Raw genomic sequence first — 20,991 nt, forward strand, 5'->3', positions numbered from 1 at the left:
AGAGCGGGGTCGAGGGTGGTCGTCACGCTTCCTGCCCTTCGGTCTTGATGCGCGGGTCGATCCGGACCAGGAACAGGTCCACGATGAGGCTGGCGATGACCACGGAGGTCGCGAGGATGATGACGGACGCCTGGACGACCGGGTAGTCGCGGTTCGAGATGGCCTGCATGAGCATCTGGCCCGCGCCGGGGTACTGGAGGATCTGCTCGATGACGATGGAGCCGCCGACGAGCGTGCCGAGCTGGAGCGCGATCTGCGGGATGATCGGCAGCATCGCGTTGCGGCCCACGTAGCTGCGGCTGATGCGGCCGGGCTTGAGGCCGCGGGCCTGGGCCACGGTCACGTAGTCCTCGGTGAGGACCTCGGTGGTGGCGGCCTTCATGTTGAGCATGAACGAGCCGGTGGCGGTGAACGCGAAGGCGAGGATCGGCAGGATCGCGTGGAACAGCGCGTCGCCGAAGAACACGAAGTCGAAGCCCGGTTCGACGCCGGCGGTGATGCGCCCGCGCATGTCCAGGAACGGCAGGACCCCGAGGATCGTGTAGCCGACGACGATGACCGCGGCGATGAGGATGTAGTTGGGGACGCCGGTGAGGAAGGACCCGACGGAGGTCATCGCGTGGTCGAACCAGGAGCCGCGGCGGTAGGCCATCGCCATGCCGACGGTGAGGCCGACGACGATCGCGAGGACGACGCCCGCGCCGACCGCGAACAGCGTCCACGGCAGGTACTCCATGACGTGCTCGAACACGGTCTTGGAGGGGTTGGTGAGGGAGTTCCCGAGGTCGAAGGTGACCAGGCCCTTGAGGAAGTCGAGGTACTGGACCCACACGCTCGCGTTCGGGTCGTACGCGATGATGTTCGTCGCCGTGGCGACGGCCTGCTCGTGGCTCATCCCGGAGCTGTTCAGGCGCCCGGCCATGATCTCGATCGGGTCGCCGGGCATGAAGTGCATGAGCAGGAACGTGATCGTCGCGACCAGCCAGATGACGAACACCGACTGGCGTATGCGGCGGAACGCGTAGGAGGCCCAGATCCGGCGCAGGACGGACGGGCGCGCGGCGGCGGGCGAACCGACCGCCGCGTCATCGGACCGCGGCGGGGGTGCGGTAGGTGCGGTCACCTGGCACTCCTTCGTGCGTGGGGTTTCGACTGAGATCCCGAAACAAATTGGAAAGATTGTTTCTAGTTAACGAACTTACCTGTCGTGACCCGAGGCACGCCAGCCTTGAGACGGAATCGTTACGTTGAACTTCAGGGAACGTTTCCCCTGGTCTCACTCGGGAGGCGCTGTCCGACGGTAGCCGGTCGGCGACGGGATCGATCCATCATCGCGCGCACGGCTGTGGCCAACGACTCGCCGGGCGGCCGACGGACCTTCACCCGCGCCCAGTACGCTCGTACTGTTAGGAGCTGTAGCTCCCCGTCCCGACCACGCGCGGCGAAGCGCAAGGAGAGGTGCCGAAACCCATGGCGAAGATCAAGGTCGCGAACCCCGTCGTCGAGATCGACGGCGACGAGATGACCCGCATCATCTGGAGCAAGATCAAGGACGAGCTGATCCACCCCTACCTGGACGTGGACCTGCACTACTACGACCTCTCGATCGAGCACCGCGACGCCACCGACGACCAGGTCACCGTCGACGCCGCCAACGCGGTCGCGGAGCACCACGTCGGCGTCAAGTGCGCGACCATCACCCCCGACGAGGCCCGCGTCGAGGAGTTCGGCCTCAAGAAGATGTGGCGCTCCCCGAACGGCACCATCCGCAACATCCTCGGCGGCACCATCTTCCGCGAGCCGATCATCATGAGCAACGTGCCGCGCCTGGTCCCGGGCTGGACCAAGCCGATCATCGTCGGCCGCCACGCCTTCGGCGACCAGTACCGCGCCACCGACTTCAAGGTCGACCGCCCCGGCACGCTCACCGTCTCCTTCACCCCCGACGACGGCACCGAGCCGATCGAGTTCGAGGTGGCCCGCTACCCGGAGGGCGGCGGTGTCGCGCTCTCGATGTACAACTTCAAGAAGTCCATCGAGGACTTCGCGCACTCCTCGTTCCGCTACGGCCTCCAGCGGAACTACCCGGTGTACATGTCCACCAAGAACACCATCCTCAAGGCGTACGACGGGATGTTCAAGGACACGTTCCAGGAGATCTACGACAACGAGTACAAGGCCGAGTTCGAGGCCAAGGGCCTCTCCTACGAGCACCGCCTCATCGACGACATGGTCGCCGCGGCGCTCAAGTGGGAGGGCGGCTACGTCTGGGCCTGCAAGAACTACGACGGCGACGTCCAGTCCGACATCGTGGCGCAGGGCTTCGGCTCGCTCGGCCTCATGACCTCGGTCCTCATGACCCCCGACGGGCAGACCGTCGAGGCCGAGGCCGCGCACGGCACCGTGACCCGCCACTACCGCGCCCACCAGCGCGGCGAGAAGACCTCGACCAACCCGATCGCCTCGATCTTCGCGTGGACCCGCGGCCTGGCCCACCGCGGCAAGCTCGACGGGACCCCCGAGGTCACCGCGTTCGCGAACGAGCTGGAGAAGGTCGTCATCGACACCGTCGAGGGCGGCAAGATGACCAAGGACCTGTCGCTGCTCATCGGCAAGGACGAGCCGTGGCAGACCACCGACGAGTTCCTCGACACCCTCTCGGAGAACCTCGCCAAGTCGATCGCCGCCAAGTAGGGCGTAACCGGGTCCGTCCCGGACTCGTTGTAGAGGGAGCGGTCACCGTTCGCACGGTGCCCGCCCCTTCCCAGTTGGAGGCCCCGGCCGACGTGTGCAGGCGCACACTCGGCAGGGGCCTCCCCCCTTTCGCGGCTTGTAAACTAGCCGGGTTGCACACCGGTTCGCGCAGATTGCGCCGCCGGTGCCCCCCGACCGAAAGGCAGACATGAGAGGCGTCATCCTCGCCGCCGGACAGGGGCAGCGCCTGCGCCCCGACACCGACCGCCTCCCGAAGACGCTCCTGCCGGTCGCCGGGACCGAGACGATCCTCGACACCATCGTCCGCGGCCTCGCCGAGGTCGGCGTGACCGACATCGCGGTCACCGTCGGCCACGCCGCCGAGAAGATCCGCGAGCACGCCCCCGAGCTGGAGTCCCGCTACGGCGTCCAGGTGACGATCGTCGAGAACGACAAGCCGCACTGGAACAACGCCTACTCGCTGTGGACCGCCCGCGAGCGGTACGAGGGCGGCGCGATCCTCGTCAACGGCGACACCGTCCACCCCGCGAGCATCGAGCGGCGCCTCCTGGCCGCCGCCGAGGACGACCCGCGCCTGCTCCTGGCCCTCGACGACCACAAGCAGCTCACCGACGAGGCCATGAAGGTCCGCATCGGCGAGCACGGCGTGGAGCTCATCCACAAGCAGCAGCCGATCGCGGCCGCCGCGGGCGAGTACATCGGCGTGAGCCTCATCCCCGCCGGGATCGCCGAGGAGCTCACCAAGGCCCTCGAAGCGACGTTCACGCGCGACTCGACCCTCTACTACGAGGACGCCTTCCAACTGCTGGCCGAGGCCGGGCGCATCGGCACGGTCTCCACCGGGCCCGTCGCCTGGACCGAGGTCGACGACCACGCCGACTGGGCCGTGGCGCGAGAGATCGCGGAGCTTGCGGAGCGATCCAGGCGGCACAGCGCGGAGCGTGCGGAGCGATCCGGACAGCAGAGCGCCGAGGCGCTCTAGTGCCCACGTTCGCCCGCACGGTGCTGGCCCCCATCACCGTCGAGGTCTCCGCGGGCGCCGTCGCGCGCCTCCCGGAGCTCCTCGCGGACTCCCGGATCTCCTCGGGCGGCCGCGTCGCCGTCGCCCTCGGGCCGGGCCTCGGCGAGACCATCGCCGACCAGCTCGACCACCTGCCCGACGCCACGGTCCACACCGTCGATCCCGGCAGCCTCGACAGCGCCAAGGAGCTGACGAAGCGCCTGCGCGACGACCACCGCGTGGACGCGCTCGTGGGCATCGGCGGCGGGAAGCTCCTCGACACCGCCAAGTGGGCGGCCTCCGACCTGGGCCTGCCGATGGTCTCGGTCGCCACGAGCCTCGCCCACGACGGGCTCGCGTCCCCCACGGCCTCGCTCGAACGCGACGGCGTCTCGGTCTCCTACGGGGTCCACCCGCCGCTCGCCGTCCTCGCCGACCTCGACTTCATCCGCCGCGCCCCCGCGCACCAGCTCCAGTCCGGCATCGGCGACGCCCTCACGAACCTCTCCGCGGTCGCCGACTGGCACCTGTCGCACGAGGTCAACGGCGAGCCCGTGGACGGCCTCGCCGCGGCCATCGCCCGCACCGGCGCCGAAGCGGTGCTGCGCCACCCCGGGACCATCGCGGACGACGCGTTCCTGGCGACCCTCGCCGACGCGCTCATCCAAGGGGGCCTCGCGTCCTCGATGGCCGGGTCCTCGCGGCCCTGCTCGGGCGGGTGCCACGAGATCGCGCACGCCCTCGAAGCGCTCCACCCCGGCCTCGCGACCCATGGGGCCGAAGGGGCCCTCGGGGCGCTCGTGTGCACGTGGCTGCGCGGCGACGCGGCCCTGTTCGCCGAGCTCGCCGCGGCCATGGGACGGCACGGCCTGCCGCGCACCGCGAGTGAACTCGGGTTGACCACCGCCCAGCTCGCCACAGCGGTGGCCTACGCGCCGAGGACGCGGCCAGGCCGTTATACGATTCTCGAACATCGTGAACTGGACTCGGTGGCGCTGGAGCGACACCTGACGGAGATGATGCATGAGCTCGATTAGCCCGCACCCCGACGGCGTCTCCGGCCCAGCCGGGAACCGCGACGGGAGCCCGGACCCCACCGACGCGGCCGCCCCCCAGGGCGGCTTCGGCGCCGGGCCTTCGGCCGCTCCCGCGGGATACCCGCCGGGGGCCATGAGCTCCGGTTCGGCCGCGTTCGCGAGCCCTCCGCCGTCGGCCGCGCCCGGCATCACCCCGCCGCCCCACCCGGGCGGCCCGGGGCAGCCCCAGGGCGCCCCGCAGGCCCCCGCGCCGCAGGGCTATGCGCCCCAGCCGGGCTACAACCCGGCCGCGCCGCCCCACCCCGCGGCGCACCCGGGCCAGGTCCCGCCGCCGCCCGCCGCGTACGGCTCCCCGCAGCAGCCCTACGGGGCCCCGCAGGCGCCCTACAGCACCCCGCAGCACCAGTCGCCGCAGCCGCCCCACCCCGGGCAGCCCCAGCACCACCAGACGCCGCCCCCGCCCCACCCGGGCCAGCAGCCGCCCCCGCCTCCCGGCTACGGGCAGCAGCCGGGGCAGCCGCCGCAGCCGTACGCCCAGCCCGCGCCGCACCCCGGCCAGCAGCAGCCGGGCCAGCAGCACTACCAGCCGCAGACGCCCCCGCCGCCGCCCGCCGTCGCGCCCCCCGTGCCGCAGGCCGTCGGCGGCCCGGGCCAGGTCCCGCAGGCGCCGTACGCGACCCGCGCCGAGCCGGGCCGCGAGATGCCGATGGCCGGGGCCTCCCCGATCCGCCGGAACATCGACGACACCGCCGAGCTCCCCGCGTTCCTCGACTCCGCGCGCCGCGACGAGGGCCCGATCGACAACACCCGCGAGGCCGAGGCCAAGCCGCTCAAGCGGAAGTTCCCGCTGACGACCGGGTTCACGGCGCTCCTGCGCCACCGGTACGCCATGTCGGTCCTGGTCCGCCGCGACCTCGCCGTCAAGTACCAGTCCACCGTCATGGGCTACGTGTGGTCGCTCATCGAGCCGCTGGGCCTGACCCTCATCTACTGGTTCGTGTTCGACCTCGTCTTCGGCGGCGGCCGCACCCTCCCGGGCAGCTCCGGGTACCTGCTGTTCATCGTCTCCGGCATCTTCGCCTACCAGTGGTACAGCTCCGCGGTCGGCGAGGGACAGAAGGCGCTCGGCGGGCAGGCCAGCCTCATCACCGTCATGAAGGTCCCCAGAGAGGTCTTCCCGGTCTCGAAGGTCTTCGCGCGCTTCGCGGAGTACGTGGTCGGCTTCCCGATCCTCATCATCGTCGCGATCCTCGACGGCGGCGTGTTCGGCCTCAACCTGTTCTGGCTCGTCCCGGCGATCCTGGTGCAGGCCATGCTGACCACGGGCATGGTGTTCGTGCTCTCGGCCGCGAACGTCCTCTTCAAGGACGTGCAGCGGTTCATGCCGCTGGTCATGCGGCTCCTGTTCTACGGCTCCGCGATCATCTACCCGGTCTCCAAGGTCGCCGAGGCGCCCACGGTCAAGGAGAACCCGTGGATCTACGACCTGTTCTCCTCGAACCCGCTCGTCGGCATCTTCTCGATGCACCGCGCGGCGTTCAACCCCGAACTGGCCCCGACCACCTACCAGGTCGCCGTCGCCGTCGGCTTCTCGATCTTCCTGCTGTTCTTCGGCCGCTGGATCTTCTACAAGCTCGAACCGCGCGTCCTCAAGGCGCTCTAGGCGAGATGACGGCCCCGACCTCCTGGTCGGGGCCGTTTCGTTTCCCTGCGGTCCGCGCGGCGTTCACCCCCGGGCCACCTCGCTCCTGGACACTGTCCCGATGCCTTCGACGTGGCGCACCGCCCGATGACGACCACCGCGAGCCGCACGGACCCCGGACGCACGGACACGCTCCTGCTGCCCCGCATCGTCCCCGCGCCCGACCGCTGGCCCGGCCTGGGGTTCCGGCCCGACGTCCAGGGCCTGCGCGCCGTCGCCGTCGGCCTGGTCCTCCTCTCGCACGCCGGGTTCCCCAGGGCCGCAGGAGGTTACGTCGGCGTAGACGTGTTCTTCGTCCTCTCCGGGTTCCTCATCACCTCCCTGCTCGTCAAGGAGGTCCACGCGACCGGCCGCGTCTCCATCGCCGGGTTCTACGCCCGCCGCGCCCGCCGCATCCTGCCCGCCGCTGCCGTCGTCACCGTCGCGACCGCCTTGGGCGCGTGGGTGTTCTACCCCGTGACGCGCCTCGAATCGGTCCTCCAGGACGCCCTCGCCGTCGTCGTCTACGTCGTCAACTACCGCTTCGTCGCCGAGCAGACCGAGTACCTCAACGCCGACCAGGCGCCCTCCCCGTTCCAGCAGTTCTGGTCCCTCGCGGTCGAGGAGCAGTTCTACGTCGTCTGGCCCCTGCTCCTCCTGGTCCTCCTGGTGTGCACCGGAAGACGCCCCCGTCGCCTCGTCGCCGCCGCGATCGTCTGCTCCGCGGTCATCTTCGCCGCGACCCTCGCGCTCTCGGTCGCCGTCACCGCCGCCTCGCAGCCGACCGCCTACTACGCCGCCCACACCCGCGGCTGGGAACTCGCCGCCGGCGCCCTCCTCGCCCTGAGCCTCCCCGCCCTCAAGAAGACCCCGCGGGCCCTCGCGTGGGTCCTCGGCCTCGGCGGCCTCGCCGCGATCCTCCTGTCCGGCTTCATGTTCACCGAGGCCACCCCCTTCCCCGGCTACGCCGCCCTCGCCCCGGTCCTCGGCACCGCCGCCGTCATCGCCGCGGGCTCAGGCCCCGGCGGCAACCCCGCCTCGGCCCTGCTGAGCACCGCCCCGTTCCAGTTCCTCGGCCGCATCTCCTACAGCCTCTACCTCTGGCACTGGCCGATCCTCATCCTCGCCCCCCTCGCCCTCGGCACCGACCCCACGCTGCGCCTCAACCTCGTCCTCGTCGTCGCCACGGTGGGCGTCGCCCAGCTCTCCTACGCGTACATCGAAGAGCCCGTGCGCAACTGGCACCCCCTCAAACGCAACGCGCCGGGCCTCCTCATGGGCCTCACCGCCTCCCTCGCCTGCGCCGCCGCCGTCCTCGCCCTCCTCCACGTCTTCCCCAAGACCCCTGGCGGCACCGAACCGGTCGACCTCGCAAGGATCGAGGCCGCCGACGACCTCACCGCCCAGGAGCAGCGCCTCCGCGACGGCCTGGAGACCACCGCCCTCCCCGCCGACCTCCTCCCGCCCCTCGCGGGCATGGACGGCGACCGGCCCGCCACCTACGACGACGGCTGCCACCTCGACTTCGACGAGACCGAACCGCCCGCCGACTGCACCTACGGCGACCCCGGCTCCGACACAATCGTCCTGCTCTACGGCGACTCCCATGCGGCGCAGTGGTTCCCGGCCCTCGACGCACTCGCCGACCGGGAGGGCTGGGCCCTGGTCAGCCGCACCAAGAGCTCCTGCACGCCCGTCGAGGTCCACGTCGGCTCCACCCAGAGCGACGGCGAGTACACCGAGTGCTGGGACTGGAAGCAGCGCGTCCAGGACGAGATCGCCGACCTGCGGCCCGACCTGGTCGTCTTCGGCAGCACTGACAACAGCACCCCGTTCGGCGCCGACGACCCCGAGCGGACCTGGTCCGAAGGGTGGGCTGCGGCCCTCGGCGCCGCCGCCGAGCACGCGGGGGCCGTCGCGGTCCTCACCGACACCCCTTGGGCGACAGGCGAAGCGGCCCCCGAATGCCTCGCGCTCAACCCAGGCGCCGTCCAGGAGTGCGTCTCGGAGGACCCCTACGCGCTCTCCCACCTCGACTACCGCGGGCTCAGCCTCGCCGCGCAGGCCGACGCGGGCGTGACGACCATCGACACCGAGCCGTGGTTCTGCGTCGACGGGCAGTGCCCGCTGGTCGTGGACGACATGGCGGTCTACCGCGACGGCCATCACGTCAGCACCCCGTACGCCGCGTCCCTCGCAACCCTCCTGGGCGATGCGCTCCCCCTCCCCGGCTAGGCGCGGGAGGCCAAGGGGCCGAGACGGAACCGTCCGGGGCCAGCGCGAAAGCCCACCGGTCGGTAGGATTGCGGACGGGCCCAAACCATCCGACACCGCCGAGCCTGAAGGCAGGACGCGGACGCCTAGTATGGTGCGACCGACCCGGCACCCCAAGACGGAGACTGTTGCACGATGACCTCGCCCCAGCCCCCCGACCCCCGGCGCGCGGCCGCGGGGCCTGCGGTCAACGAGGAGTCGACGCTGCACCTGCCGCTGACGACCCCGGGGCAGGCCGTGCCCCCGCCCGGGACCGCCCGCAGGACCATGCCGAGCCCCTATCCGGCGCGCGCCCCGTTCCGCGCGCCCGACCCGATCCGGCCCCCGCCGGTCGCGCCCGTGCAGCCCGGTCCCGGCGTCCCGGCCGCACCCGCTCCGGCCGCCCGCTGGCAGGGCACCGGGTTCCGGCCCGACATCCAGGGGCTGCGCGCCGTCGCGGTCGTCCTGGTGCTGCTCACCCACGCGGGCCTGCCGTTCATGGCGGGCGGCTACGTCGGCGTCGACGTCTTCTTCGTGGTCTCCGGGTTCCTCATCACCTCGCTGCTGGTGGAGGAGGTCTTCGCGACCCGCACGGTCTCGATCGCCGGGTTCTACGCCCGCCGCGCCCGCCGCATCCTCCCCGCCGCCAGCGTCGTCACGATCGCGACGGTCGCCGGGGCGGCCCTGTGGTACCCGATCACCCGCCTCGAATCGGTCCTCCAGGACGCGTTCACCGTCGTCGTCTACGTCGTCAACTTCCGGTTCGTCGCCGAGCAGACGCAGTACCTCAACGCCGACCAGCTCCCGTCCCCGTTCCAGCAGTACTGGTCGCTCGCCGTCGAGGAGCAGTTCTACCTGGTGTGGCCGCTGCTCCTGCTCGGCGCCGCGGCCCTCTCCAAGCGCGACCCGCGCAAGGCCGTGCGCATCGGCCTGGGCGCCATCGCCGCCGTGTTCGCGCTGTCGCTCGTCGCCTCGGTGTTCCTCACCGAGGCCACGCCCGCCGCCGCGTACTACGCGACCCACACCCGCGTGTGGGAGCTCGCCGCCGGGGCGCTCCTGGCGCTGTCCCTTCCGACCTGGCGGCGCCTGCCCAAGGCCGTGGCGGCCGTGCTGGGCATCGCCGGGCTCGCGGCGGTCGTCGGGTCCGCGTTCCTCTACGACGCGGCGACCCCGTTCCCCGGCTACACCGCGCTGCTGCCGGTGGTCGGGACCATGCTCGTGATCGCCGCCGGGACCGGCTGGGACCGCCACCCGGCCGCCGCCCTCCTCGCCACCGGCCCGTTCCAGTACGTCGGGAAGATCTCCTACAGCCTGTACCTGTGGCACTGGCCGGTCCTCATCCTCATCCCGCTGGCGATCGGCGCGGAGCCCTCGCTCGTGCTCAACCTCGCCCTGCTCGCGGCCGTGTTCGCGCTCTCCCAGCTCTCGTACCTCCTGGTCGAGCAGCCGATGCGCGGTGCGAAGCTCCTCAAGTCCCACTCCGGGTACGGCATCGGGGCGGGGATCCTCTGCTCCCTGCTCGCCCTCGGCACGGTCGTGGCGACCTCGGTCACCGAGCTGCGGACCGCTCAGGAGAACCAGGCCTCGCAGGAGATCCAGGTCGACGACATCGAAGGGCTCACCGCGACGCTCACCGAGGGCGCCCAGACGCAGACGCTGCCCGAGGACCTCCAGCCGCCGCTCGAATCGGTCGCCGAGGACTACCCGCGGGTGTTCGCCGACGGGTGCTTCCTCAGCTTCAACCAGACCGCGAGCGAGGCCGACTGCGTGTACGGCAGCGCCGACGCCGACACCACGGTGGTCCTGTTCGGCGACTCGCACGCCGCCCAGTGGTTCCCCGCCGTCGAGTCGATCGCGCTCGAACGCGACTGGCGGGTCGTCGTCCGCTCCAAGGCCTCCTGCCCCGTCCCGGACGTCACCGTCGACCACCCGAGCGAGGACCGCGAGTACTCCGAGTGCGACCAGTGGCGCGGCGACGTGGTCGACTACCTCGGCTCGCTCAAGCCCGCCCTCGTGATCGCCACCTCGTCGGTGTTCTACGACCTGCCGGGGGAGGACGACGCGGCGGCCTGGGCCTCCGGCTGGGAGCGCACGCTCACCGGCCTGAAGGACTCCGGCGCGGCGGTCGTCACCTTGAGCGACACCCCCAGGACCCCGTGGAACGTCCCCGACTGCCTTGCGACGCACCAGGACGAGGTCCCCGAGTGCGTGCCCCCGCGCGCCGACGCCCTGCCCAACGGGAACCTGCGCGACGCGGAGTCGGTCGCCCAGAGCGCCTCCGGCGCCACCGTGATCGACGTGGTCCCGTGGTTCTGCCTGGAGGACGTCTGCCCGGTGGTCGTCGAACACCTCCAGGTCTACCGTGACCGGAACCATATAACGGTCTCGTACATCAGCTCGCTCGCTCCGCTGCTGGCCGAGCGCCTCCCCGTCCAGTGAGGAGCGGCAATCGGGACGCCCACCCCGAAAACGGGCCGCGGTCCAGGTCGGACCGGGTGCTCGGGGCACCGGACCGCGAGCGTTCCCCTGATACCATCGGGACATCGCGACTCCCCGAAGGGACCCCCAGACCAATGGACCTGAACCGGTTGATGCGACCGCTCCTGCCCATCGCGGTCGTCGCCCTGGCCGCCGCCGGCTGCTCGGCGAGCACCGACGCCGACCTGACGGCCCCTGCCGGGGGCCACCCGCAGGCGGCCGAGGAGGACTCCCCGTTCGCGGGCGTCACCGACCCCGTCGCCCTCGACATCCAGGCCCCCGAGGGCTTCACCGCCGACGACGCCCTCGTCCGCGAGGTGCCGATGTCCGATGCGGTCAACACCTACAGCTTCCGCCTCGACGGCGGCGCCGACACCGCGGTCATCCAGGTCAGCACGTACGTGCTCCCCGACCCGGTCGACGACTCCGACTACCGGGGCGCCGTCTCCTACATCCGCGACTACGACGCGCAGGTCGGGTACGAGTACACGCTGGAGAACGACCGCGGCACCATCGCCCACGGGCGCGCGGGCGTCGGCATGCTCACCGGCTTCCCCCTGGGCAGCACCGAGGTCGTGCAGCAGAACCACTACTTCTTCGAGGCGTCCCACGCCATCCAGGTGACCTGCCAGTGGTCGAACTCCGACTTCGTCGCGGTCTACGACGCCTGCAAGTCCCTCCTGACGACCTTCCCGTTCCCCGACGGGTGGACTGCGTGACCCTCGTCGCCGAAACGACCGACGAGGACCGGCGCGCCCCGACCGGGGGCGGGCCGGTCGTCGTCAAGACCCTCGAACCCCACTTCGCAAGGCTCGAACGGAGCGGCGCCACCCTCAACGCCCTCACCGTCTCCGCCCTCTCCGGGAAGTCCCGGCTCGCCCGCCACATGCTCGCCCGCCTCGCCTGCCCCGGCGACCCGGGCGGACTGCTCTCCCCCGAGCCCATGCCGCGCACCGGCCGCCTCCACTGCGCCTCCGCGGTCGCCCTCACCAGGGTTCTCGCCGTCCAGCCGCTCGAACCGTGGCACCGCAAGCGCGCCCTGGAGCTGTACGACCGGGTCCTCGACGAGGGCAACGAGATCGTCAACGCCGCCCACCAGGGCCTGCACGCCGAGCTCATGTTCCACTTCGGGCAGGCCGACCGCGTCGCCGACGCGCTCGCGGCCTACAAGAACATCGACCGTCCCGTCCGCCGCGCCCTCGAAGCCGAACTCCACCACCCCGCGCCCGGCGAGGACACCGGCGAGTTCCTGCGGCGCTTCCAGCAGTTCGCCGCCTGGGCCGACCTCGACCTCGAACTGCGCGACGGCGACGCCCCTCTGCTCGACCGCCTCGCCCTCACCGGCCTGAAGCCGGTCCACGGCGGACAGCGCGTCTCGATCCTCATGAGCGCCTACCGGCCCGGCCCCGAACTGCTCACCGCCGTCCGCTCCGTCATCGCGCAGAGCTGGCAGAACTGGGAGCTCCTCCTCGTCGACGACGCCTCCGGCCCCGACTACGACGACGTCCTCGCCGAGGCCGCCGGGCTCGACGGGCGCGTCCGGCTCCTGCGCCGCGAGGAGAACGGCGGCACCTATGCCGCCCGCAACGACGCCCTCAAGGCCGCTACCGGCGTGTTCGTCACCGGCCTCGACTCCGACGACTGGGCCCACCCCCGCTGGATCGAGGCCCAGATCGAGCCGATGGTCCGCTCCCGCGAGATCGTCATGACCTACTCCGAAGGCATCCGCGCCACCGCCGACCTGCGGATCCTCCTCCAACCCGGGCGGGCCCTCACCGAGATCCGCTCCACCTCGATCATGTACCGCCGTGCCGAGGTCCTCCCGCGACTCGGCCGCTTCGACCGCACCCGCAAGGCCGCCGACTCCGAGTTCCGGTTCCGCCTCGTCAGCGCCTTCGGCGACAAGGCCGTCGCGGCCGTCGCCGGCCGGCACACGATCGTCCGCCAGCACTCGGGGACCCTCTCCCACGGCGAGATCGGCCAGGGCTGGCTCCACCCCGCCCGCGTCGCCTACGAGTCGGGCTACCGCCTCTGGCACGCCGCCATCCGCCGCGGCGCCGACGCCTACCTTCCCGAGGACGGCCCGCGCCGCGTCTACGCCCCGCGCCGCCTCACCGAGCCCGGATACGAGCCCGGACCCGTCGACCGGGTCTTCATCGCCGATTGGCGCACCTTCGACCGCCGCCGCCAGGCGCTGCTGCGCTCGGCCCAGGCCGCCCTCGCCGAAGGCCGCACCATCGCCCTCGCCCACTACGCGAAGCCGTGGGAGCACACCCTCCTCAGGACCCCCATCGCGGCGGAAGTCCTCGCGTTCGCCCGCGACGAGGGCATCGAGTTCGTCGACCCGGTCGCCGTGGACGCCGCCAAGGTCGTCGTCGCCGACCAGGAGACCGACGAGGCGCTGCGCATCGAGCGCCCCGACGGCGCCGCCGTCGCCGCCGAAGCCCTCGACCGTCGCCTGCCCCGGCCCCCGGCGCCCCGCCGCCGGGGACGCAGGCAGCCCGGACCCCGCGCGCTCGCCGCCCTCGCCGTGACCTTCGCGGCGGCGGCGGTCGCGGCGGCGGTCCTCGCCGGGTTCCCCGGGCCGCTCGGCCTGGCCCTCACCGCAGGCGGACTCGTGTTCGCCTGCGGGGCCGCCGCCCTCGCGGCCGTCAAGACCGCGTCGCGCTGGCGCAGATGACCGCGGGCGGCCCGGCCGCTCCGCGAACCCTTCCGACCGAAGACAACTGGTGAAACGAGCATGGTGAGAATCTCAGAGACCGTCCGGACGCGCTTCGGCCGCTCAGGCGTGCGCACGGCCCTGGCGGTCCTCGCCCTGTTCAGCCTCGTCACGGCGGTCCTCGCCTACCTGCTGCCGCAGCGCCTCGCCATCGCGCTCACCGCCGCCGTCCTCGTCGCCGAGGCCGGGGTCGTCGTCCTCGTCGCGCTGCGGACGTACCGGGGCGTCCGCCGGGCCGAGGAGGCCCGTCAGCGCCCCGAGTCGGTGCAGGGCCGCTCCGGCCCGTTCCGCTCGGTGCAGCTCACCGACGAGCAGCGCCGCATCCTCAAGAACTGGCGCGCGCGGCTGTTCGGCGGCTTCTCGGCGACCGCCATGCGCGAGCTGCGGCCCGTGGTCACCTCCGCGTCGGCGTCCCCCGCGTACCGGCTCGCCGTCGCCGAGATGGTCATGGACTGGTACGCGGCGAAGGAGGCGCGAAGCGAGGACCGCGACCCGCTGCGGTTCGACATCGTCATCACCTCGCACTTCGCCCTTCCCGGCGGGACGACCTCGGCCAACGCCGAGGAGATCCGCGCCTACCGCAAGGCCGGGCTGACCGTGGGCCTCCTGCACCACCCCGTGTACCACTGGGATGTCGCCCGCCCCATCGACCAGAAGATCCTGGACCTCGTCGACGGCGAGCAGGTGCGCCTGCTGGACGCCGCCGACGCCGCCGAATGCGACCTCATGATCGTGCGGTTCCCGCCCGCGGTGATGCGGCTGCTCGACGACCGCCCCCGGATCACCGCGGCCCGCACCGTCCTGGTCGTCAACCAGACCCCGTACTCCTTCTACGGTCCCGAGGGCGGCACCTCGGTCGCGTGGGACGTGCGCACCGTCTACGAGAACCTCACCGAATGGGTCGGCGACCACACCTGGTACGCGATCGGCCCAGTGGTGCGCGACGCGCTCCGCGAGCACCACGCCGACGAGATGGAGCGCGTCGACCTCGCCGACGCGTTCTGGTACGAGAGCATCGACGCCGCCGAATGGCGCCGCCCCGGGCAGCGCGAGCGCGACGGCGGCCCGTTCCGCATCGGCCGCCACTCCCGCGACGCCCGCCTGAAGTGGCCGGACACCGCGGACCTGGTGCGCGCCTGCTACCCGACCGAGGGCGACGACTACGAGGTCCGCATCCTCGGCGGCGCCGAGATCCCCAAGGAGATCCTCGGCGGGCTGCCCGCCAACTGGGTCGACCACCCGTTCAACTCGATGCCCTCCCGCGACTTCCTCGCGGACGTCGACGCCATGGTCTACTTCATCTCCAGCGAGGGCGCCGAGGCGTTCGGCCGCGCGCCTCTGGAGGCGATGGCCGTGGGCCTGCCGTGCGTCATGGAGCACCGCTTCGAGGAGCTGTTCGGGGACGCCGCGATCTACTGCTCGCCCGAGGAGGTCCGGGGCGTGCTCGACCGGCTCCGGACCGACCCGGCGTACTACGCGGAGCAGGCCGAGAAGGCCGTCCGGTACGTGCGCGAGCACTTCTCCCACGAGGCGCAGCTCGCGCGGGTCGCCGGGCTCGGCGTGGACCGGCTGCGGACGGCCGCCGCCGACGGCGTCGTGGCGGCCTGACCGCGCCGCCCTAGCGGCCGAGGACCCGCCTGACCCGCCGCCCCAGGCCCCGGCGCACCCGGACCGCGAAGCGCCCCAACCGGTTCGCCTCGAAGGCCGCGTAGCGCTCGTCGGCGCGCAGCCGCGTCAGTTCGAGCTCCAGCCGCGCCATGCGCCGCCGCCGCGCCAGCGCCCCCTCGGCGCCCTTCGCGGCCCGCAGCCACCGGTCCGCGGGCTCGACGCCCGAACCCCAGACGCGCTCGATCGCCGCCGCGTCCGCGCCGAGGCCGAGCCGGAGCGCGCGGTTGACCGCGGCGGTCCGCTCCAGGACCGCGACGCGGCCCTCCACCGGGTCCTCCAGTTCGACCAGGCCCAGGCGCCGCCCGTCGGCGTGCGCCACGAGCGACTGGAGGCCGTCGAACTCCAGGGCCGCGCCCGCGGCCAGGGTGAGCCGGAACGGGGTCGGCGCGGCGGTGCGGTCCGGGGCCTCGCTGAACGACACGCGCGGGTCGCCGCCGAACGCCTCGCGGATCAGCCGCAGCTCCAGCAGCGGGTCGTCGAGCGGGGCGACGCGCTCGGCGCCCAGCTCGCCCCAAGGCCCGACGAGGACCGCCGAGGCGTCCTGGAGCGACCCGCCGAGCACCGACGTGAGCGTCGTGCGGACGTGTTCGAGCCTGGCCTCGCCGATCTCCACGACCACTTCGACATAGGGGACGGGCCACTGGAGGCCGGGCCGGTTGCGCAGGTACCGCAGGCTCGGGACGCGCCCGGCCATGTACTGGTGGCGGAAGCGGGTCCCGGCCTTCTTGCGGGCCGACTTCATCTGGGACACGCCCAGGTGCCAGGCCCCCGCCTCGGCCTCGGGCACGAACACCGCGCCCTGCTGGGCCAGCCGGTACCCGAACTCGGTGTCGCTGCCCAGCGGCATCGACCGGTCGAGGCCGCCGCAGGCGTCGTGCATCCCCCGGGTGAACGAGACCGTCGCGCCGTTCGCGGTGATGAACGCCCGCACCTCGTCGTCGATCCGGCCGCCCGACTCGCGGACCAGGCCGATCTGCCAGTCCTCGTCGTACTCAAGGCCCTCGAACAGGGCCCGGGTCCCGCCCGCCGCGACCGCGTCGCGGACCTGCTCCGGGCGGAGGTCCGCGGCGTCGGTGTCCACGAACACGAGCTTGCCGAGGACGACGAACCCGTCGCCCGCGTGGTGCCAGCGCATGTGCGCCTCGACGTGGCCGCGCACTGGGACCACGTCGGAGTCCAGGCGCAGGACGACCTCCCCCTCCGAAGCGCGGATCGCGGCGTCCACGGCGGCGGCGATTCCCCAGGAGCCCTCCGGGGTCCGCACGATCCGGGTCCGCTCGGGCCGCACCTCCGGCAGGCGCAGCGGGGGCTCGCTGCCGTCGTCGGCGACCACGACGTCCATCAGGTCGCCCGGGTAGGTCTGCGCCGTGAGCGCGGCCAGCGTCAAGTCGAGCTTGGCCTGGTTGAGGTAGGCGGGGACGACCACGGACACCGTCCGGGTCGGTCGCAGGTCCCCGGCGGGGCGGACGGCCTCGTAGCCGTTGCGCCGGACGATCGCGCGGTCGGGCCGCTCGGACGGTGTATGCGTCATGGTCCTCGGTTGTCTGTCGGGTTCGTGGGCTGCGCGTCGGCCGCGGCGCTAGGCGCCGGTGGGCTTCCGCAGGACGATTGTCCCCCGCTCGTGCCCGATCCGCTCGGGCTCCAACCCGTCGAACTCGGCGGCCCAGCGCTCGGCGGTGGCCCGCTCCTCGGGGCGGAACGCGTCGTCGAGCACGACGAGCGCGCCGGGGGCGAGATGCTCGTAGAGGACCGGGACGGCCGGGTAGCGCGCCTGCGGCCCGGTGCTCCCGGGCGGCCCGTCGACCACCAGGAGGTCGAACTCGCCCGCGGGGACCGCCTGCGGGTCGTACCAGCGCCAGGACTCCCCGGCGAGCGCCACGTCCACCAGCGGCGCGTCCACGACCTCGGCCCATTCCTCAAGGCCCCGTTCGCGGAGCATGCCGCGGGTGATCTCGGCGAACCGCGGCTCGTGTTCGAGGGCCACGGCCCTCCCGGTCCCCAGGGCCCGCAGGGCGTACGCGAACAGGACGGTCGAGCTGCCCGAGCCGCATTCGAGGACGCGGGTGCGGCCGTGCTCGCGGACCTGCGTGTAGAGGTAGCGGGCGAGGTCGACGCCCGCGGCCCAGCCCTGCGTGTGCGGGAGGGCCCGGCCCGGGTCGATGTCGTGGTACAGCGCGAGGAGGTCCTCGACCTTGCCGTAGACGCGGCGGGCCTCGGTGGTGACGGCGTCGCGGTTGGCCCGGCCGCGCAGGTCGGTCTCGGACCGGGTCGCGTCGACGGCCGCGGCGATGTGGACGGCGCGCTCTGAGAGCGCCTCGTGCCGGGCCAGCGCCGTCTCGGCCCAGTGCCGCGACTGGGTGTGGCGCTCGGCGGCGCGGCGCTCGGCGGCGGCCAGCTCCAGGCGCACGTCGCCGGAGGACCGGCGGGCCTCCTCGAAGCGTGCGTCGAGCCGCTCGGACAGCTCGATCTGCCGCGACCGGGTGTTCGCCGCGGTCCGCTCGACCGCCGCGACGGCGTCGGCGAGGCCGCGCAGGAGCCGCTCCTGCTCGCGCTGGCGGCGGCGCAGGACGAGTGCCGACGCGGCGACGGCGCCGCTGAGGAGCACCCCGGCGGCGAGCACCGCTCCCGGGACGCCGCCTGCGGCGAGGCCGAGGGCGGCGGCCGCTGCGGCGGTGCCCAGCACGAGGAGCGGGACGAGGAGGGGGCGGCGGGGAAGGGTCATATGGCGTGCCTGCGTTTCGATCGCTGCCGGCGGCGCGGGGCGGCGTCCGCGTCGGCGAGGGTGTCGAGGTAGGAGTGTCGGTGCGGCGAGACTAGCAGTCGTGCGGGTCACCCGCTCGGGTCGACGGCGTCGAAGCCGGCGCCGAACGCGATGTTGTCGTGGAAGACCACGCGGGAGGGCACGTCGGTGGGCCCGTCGTTCCACGCGGGCTTGTACAGGCCCCATTTGAGGTAGCCGCTCGCCTCGGCGTCGTTGAACGTGTTGGGGCCGGTGGTGTCGAGGACCTGCTCCCAGCCGGGGGCGAGGTCGGTCTGGTGCCAGACCTTGACGACCCCGGTGTCGGTCGAGTCCCACCGGAACGCGAACACGAAGTCGTGCCACTGGCCGGGCGCGGCGTCGGCGAGGTCGAAGCCGGTCTTCTCGACGGAGTCGGCGGTTGTGCACGGGTCGTCGTCGGAGTTGACGCGCAGCCGCCACATGCCCTCGGGCTGGACCGACAGGAACGCGCTCGGCGGCTTGTCCGTCTCGCAGTCCTCGGGCTCGGTGTGCCACTGGAAGACGATGTCCTCGGAGCTGTCGGGCTCCCATGTGCTGACGAGGTAGACGCTGAACCCGTAGTAGACGGTGTCGCCGGGGCCGAAGCGGCTCTCGTCCCACCGGGCGGTGTGGGTCTCGGCGCGGGGCCCGTCGGCGACGCGCTCGTCGCCGTATCGCAGATAGCTGCGGAACGCCGGGCCGCCGTCCCGGGAGTAGTCGCTCTCCTCGACGCTGTCGTCGCAGCAGCCCTGGAAGGCCAGTTCGGAGTCCCAGTCGACGTGCTCGGTGGCGCCGTGGCGCGGGCCCCACCCGGCCTCGGGCGGCGGGGACTCCAACGTGGTGTCGGCGTCGGCCGAGCGGTCGGCGACCACCACTGCGGCCACCGCGATGACCGCGGCGGCCAAGGCGACCGCGGCGTACGTGAGGGCGGTCCGCTTCATGCGGCCCATGCTATCGATCACGCGTCCGCACGTCGGGCGGACCGGTCCGGCGGGTACCGGAGCTCACGGGCGCGCGCCGCCGTCGAGGTCCAGGTGCGGCGCGAAGTCCTCCAGCCAGGCCGCGAGCAGCCCGGCCCAGCCGAGGACGCGGAACCGCGCGGTGTCCTTGCGGACCCGCTCGGCGAAGTCGGCGCCCGCGAGGTCGGCGCGCAGGTCGTCGCTGAGCAGGCCCATGACGGTCTCGGAGGACCTGACGCGGTCGGTGAGGGCGGCGATGGCGGCGGGCCCGGTCTGGCGGCGCGGGCCGATCGCGGGCCGCGGCACCGGCAGCGGGTCGTTGGTGGACGGGAGCGCGGCGGTCCGCGGGTCGGCGGCTTCGAGCATCCTACGGTAGAACGCCTTGCCCACCTTGGCCTCCGGCGGGATGCGCAGCGCGGTCCGCACCGCCTCGGGGTGGACGAACGGCAGGGCGGTCTCGGTCTCGGGGGCGAAGATCCACATGGGGGAGATGCCGATCGAGCGGCAGGTGCGGGTGTGGAGCGCGCCGAGCGTCAGGGCCGCGGGGTGGCCGTCGAACGGCGCGACGGCCTGCTTGAACGCGCCTGCGTGGAGCTCTTCGAACGCGGCCTCGACGCCTGGGTGGAGCTGGGCCTTGACCTCGTCGCGCTTGCGCTCCATGCGCTCGCGCAGGAGCTGCCACCGGTCGCGGGGGTCGGGTTCGGCGAGTGTCGCCTCCGACAGGAACGAGCCGCCGAAGAGGACGTCGCCTGCGAGGCCGTCGAGGAGCCGGACCCGCTCGCGCCGGAGGGATTCGGCCAGCGGCATGAGCCAGGTGTGGAAGAGGGTCTGGTAGCCGGTGCGCCGCCAGACCGCGGCGTGGTGGTCGTTCCACGCGGTGTCCGCGGGAATCATCACGCGGTGGCGCAAGCCGAGCGCCTCGGCGACGGCCGGGGCGTACCGCACGTCGAGGTCGAGTCCGTCGTCGGTGCTGACGGTCCACGCGCGCATGCGCGCGACCTTCCGCGTGGCGAGGACGCCGAGGAGCCGCGAGTCCCAGCCGCCGCTGAGGGTGACCGCGGTGCGCCGGTCGGGGGCGAGGACGTCTTCGAGGACCGCGAGTGCCTCTTCGGGGCCGAGGTCCGGGTCGGGTTCTGCTCCGGCCCATGACGGCTCGAACGATTCCCAGTGGAGGCGGCCGTCGCGCCAGGTCCAGGCCCCGGCGGCGCGCATGCGCTTGATCTCGGCGAAGGGGGTGCGGTCGTCGACGGGGGAGGACATGGCGAGCGTCGAGGCCCAGGCGCCCCAGTCGACGTGCGCGCGGGCGCCGCCGACGGGCAGGAGCGGCTCGATGCGCCCGGAGAAGTAGACGGCGTCGCCGATGCGCCGGTAGTAGAGGTCCTGGAGGCCGAGGGCGTCGGTGTGGAGCGCCGCGTACCCGGGGCCGGCCGCCGCCCCGGCGGCCATGCGCGACTCGGCGGCCTCCCGCCAGCCGCGGGGCGCGGGGCCGTCGGCGAGCGGGCCCCAGAGGCGGCCGCGGTGGTCGCCCGAGCGCCACCGGTCGGTCCCGCCGGAGGCGTGCAGCACGAGGCCGTCGTGCTCGGCGGTGCGCTTGACGGCGGTCGGGGCGGCGGCGAGCAGCTCGTCGAGCCGCCGCCGGTCCCAGTCGCCGAGGGCGCCGCACACGTAAGGGCGGGAACGGTACCGGATCGCCCGGCCGCCGGGGGCGTGTCGCATCGGACCG

The 20,991-nt window shown here is 72.9% G+C and carries 14 protein-coding genes; 9 read left to right on the forward strand and 5 right to left on the reverse strand.

Annotation, left to right across the window (positions count from 1 at the left end; translation table 11 throughout):
- Positions 1 to 22: 22 nt before the first annotated feature.
- The gene (locus ACFFXY_RS05450; protein ID WP_382346701.1) at positions 23 to 1,123 is read right to left on the reverse strand and encodes an ABC transporter permease; all 1,101 of its coding nucleotides are present in this window, start codon (positions 1,121 to 1,123) and stop codon (positions 23 to 25) included.
- 347 nt (positions 1,124 to 1,470) lie between these two features.
- Here ACFFXY_RS05450 and ACFFXY_RS05455 point away from each other — a divergent pair, with 347 nt between their 5' ends.
- From ACFFXY_RS05455 to ACFFXY_RS05495, 9 genes are all read left to right on the forward strand, one after another.
- Positions 1,471 to 2,694 carry an NADP-dependent isocitrate dehydrogenase gene (locus ACFFXY_RS05455; protein WP_382346704.1) on the forward strand — a complete coding sequence of 408 codons (1,224 nt, stop codon included), beginning with the start codon at positions 1,471 to 1,473 and terminating at the stop codon, positions 2,692 to 2,694.
- A 208-nt stretch (positions 2,695 to 2,902) separates the two neighbouring features.
- Complete coding sequence (locus ACFFXY_RS05460; RefSeq protein WP_382346707.1) at positions 2,903 to 3,697, forward strand: phosphocholine cytidylyltransferase family protein; 795 nt, start codon at positions 2,903 to 2,905, stop codon at positions 3,695 to 3,697.
- Complete coding sequence (locus ACFFXY_RS05465; protein WP_382346710.1) at positions 3,697 to 4,752, forward strand: iron-containing alcohol dehydrogenase family protein; 1,056 nt, start codon at positions 3,697 to 3,699, stop codon at positions 4,750 to 4,752. The genes ACFFXY_RS05460 and ACFFXY_RS05465 overlap by 1 nt, the downstream gene beginning before the upstream one ends.
- A complete protein-coding gene (locus ACFFXY_RS05470) occupies positions 4,739 to 6,415 on the forward strand; it encodes an ABC transporter permease (RefSeq protein ID WP_382346713.1) in 1,677 nt (558 codons plus the stop codon). Before ACFFXY_RS05465 ends, ACFFXY_RS05470 begins: the two co-directional genes overlap by 14 nt.
- Positions 6,416 to 6,541: 126 nt before the next feature.
- On the forward strand, positions 6,542 to 8,668 hold the full coding sequence (locus tag ACFFXY_RS05475) for an acyltransferase family protein (protein WP_382346715.1): 2,127 nt from the start codon (positions 6,542 to 6,544) through the stop codon (positions 8,666 to 8,668).
- Positions 8,669 to 8,842: 174 nt separating this feature from the next.
- Positions 8,843 to 11,125 (forward strand): acyltransferase family protein, encoded by a 2,283-nt coding sequence (locus tag ACFFXY_RS05480; protein ID WP_382346718.1) that lies wholly within the window; start codon positions 8,843 to 8,845, stop codon positions 11,123 to 11,125.
- A gap of 152 nt (positions 11,126 to 11,277) precedes the next feature.
- A complete protein-coding gene (locus ACFFXY_RS05485; protein ID WP_382346721.1) occupies positions 11,278 to 11,883 on the forward strand; it encodes a hypothetical protein in 606 nt (201 codons plus the stop codon).
- Entirely contained in the window at positions 11,880 to 13,844 is a 1,965-nt protein-coding gene (locus ACFFXY_RS05490) for a glycosyltransferase family 2 protein (RefSeq protein ID WP_382346724.1), read from the forward strand. The genes ACFFXY_RS05485 and ACFFXY_RS05490 overlap by 4 nt, the downstream gene beginning before the upstream one ends.
- Before the next feature lie 60 nt (positions 13,845 to 13,904).
- Positions 13,905 to 15,491 (forward strand): hypothetical protein, encoded by a 1,587-nt coding sequence (locus ACFFXY_RS05495; protein ID WP_382346727.1) that lies wholly within the window; start codon positions 13,905 to 13,907, stop codon positions 15,489 to 15,491.
- A 10-nt stretch (positions 15,492 to 15,501) separates the two neighbouring features.
- On the opposite strand, the gene ACFFXY_RS05500 is transcribed toward ACFFXY_RS05495, so the two are convergent.
- The 4 genes from ACFFXY_RS05500 to ACFFXY_RS05515 form a co-directional block, all read right to left on the reverse strand.
- Complete coding sequence (locus ACFFXY_RS05500) at positions 15,502 to 17,082, reverse strand: glycosyltransferase family 2 protein (protein ID WP_382346730.1); 1,581 nt, start codon at positions 17,080 to 17,082, stop codon at positions 15,502 to 15,504.
- 48 nt (positions 17,083 to 17,130) lie between these two features.
- Positions 17,131 to 18,273: an O-methyltransferase gene (locus ACFFXY_RS05505; protein ID WP_382346733.1), complete on the reverse strand. Its 1,143-nt coding sequence runs from the start codon at positions 18,271 to 18,273 to the stop codon at positions 17,131 to 17,133.
- Positions 18,274 to 18,380: 107 nt separating this feature from the next.
- A complete protein-coding gene (locus ACFFXY_RS05510) occupies positions 18,381 to 19,250 on the reverse strand; it encodes a polysaccharide lyase family 20 protein (RefSeq protein ID WP_382346736.1) in 870 nt (289 codons plus the stop codon).
- 63 nt (positions 19,251 to 19,313) lie between these two features.
- Positions 19,314 to 20,984, reverse strand: coding sequence for an asparagine synthase-related protein (locus tag ACFFXY_RS05515; RefSeq protein WP_382346739.1), 1,671 nt, complete (start codon positions 20,982 to 20,984; stop codon positions 19,314 to 19,316).
- Positions 20,985 to 20,991 lie beyond the last annotated feature (7 nt).

Origin of the sequence: Glycomyces mayteni (assembly GCF_042428885.1) — a bacterium.
Lineage (GTDB): Bacteria > Actinomycetota > Actinomycetes > Mycobacteriales > Micromonosporaceae > Glycomyces > Glycomyces mayteni.

Excerpts from the sequence above, each read along its gene's own strand:
- ACFFXY_RS05455 (WP_382346704.1), top strand. The coding sequence starts at position 1,471 with ATGGCGAAGATCAAGGTCGCGAACCCCGTCGTCGAGATCGACGGCGAC.
- ACFFXY_RS05460 (WP_382346707.1), top strand. The coding sequence starts at position 2,903 with ATGAGAGGCGTCATCCTCGCCGCCGGACAGGGGCAGCGCCTGCGCCCC.
- ACFFXY_RS05470 (WP_382346713.1), top strand. The coding sequence starts at position 4,739 with ATGAGCTCGATTAGCCCGCACCCCGACGGCGTCTCCGGCCCAGCCGGG.
- ACFFXY_RS05475 (WP_382346715.1), top strand. The coding sequence starts at position 6,542 with ATGACGACCACCGCGAGCCGCACGGACCCCGGACGCACGGACACGCTC.
- ACFFXY_RS05480 (WP_382346718.1), top strand. The coding sequence starts at position 8,843 with ATGACCTCGCCCCAGCCCCCCGACCCCCGGCGCGCGGCCGCGGGGCCT.
- ACFFXY_RS05485 (WP_382346721.1), top strand. The coding sequence starts at position 11,278 with ATGCGACCGCTCCTGCCCATCGCGGTCGTCGCCCTGGCCGCCGCCGGC.
- ACFFXY_RS05495 (WP_382346727.1), top strand. The coding sequence starts at position 13,905 with ATGGTGAGAATCTCAGAGACCGTCCGGACGCGCTTCGGCCGCTCAGGC.
- ACFFXY_RS05500 (WP_382346730.1), bottom strand. The coding sequence starts at position 17,082 with ATGACGCATACACCGTCCGAGCGGCCCGACCGCGCGATCGTCCGGCGC.
- ACFFXY_RS05505 (WP_382346733.1), bottom strand. The coding sequence starts at position 18,273 with ATGACCCTTCCCCGCCGCCCCCTCCTCGTCCCGCTCCTCGTGCTGGGC.
- ACFFXY_RS05510 (WP_382346736.1), bottom strand. The coding sequence starts at position 19,250 with ATGAAGCGGACCGCCCTCACGTACGCCGCGGTCGCCTTGGCCGCCGCG.
- ACFFXY_RS05515 (WP_382346739.1), bottom strand. The coding sequence starts at position 20,984 with ATGCGACACGCCCCCGGCGGCCGGGCGATCCGGTACCGTTCCCGCCCT.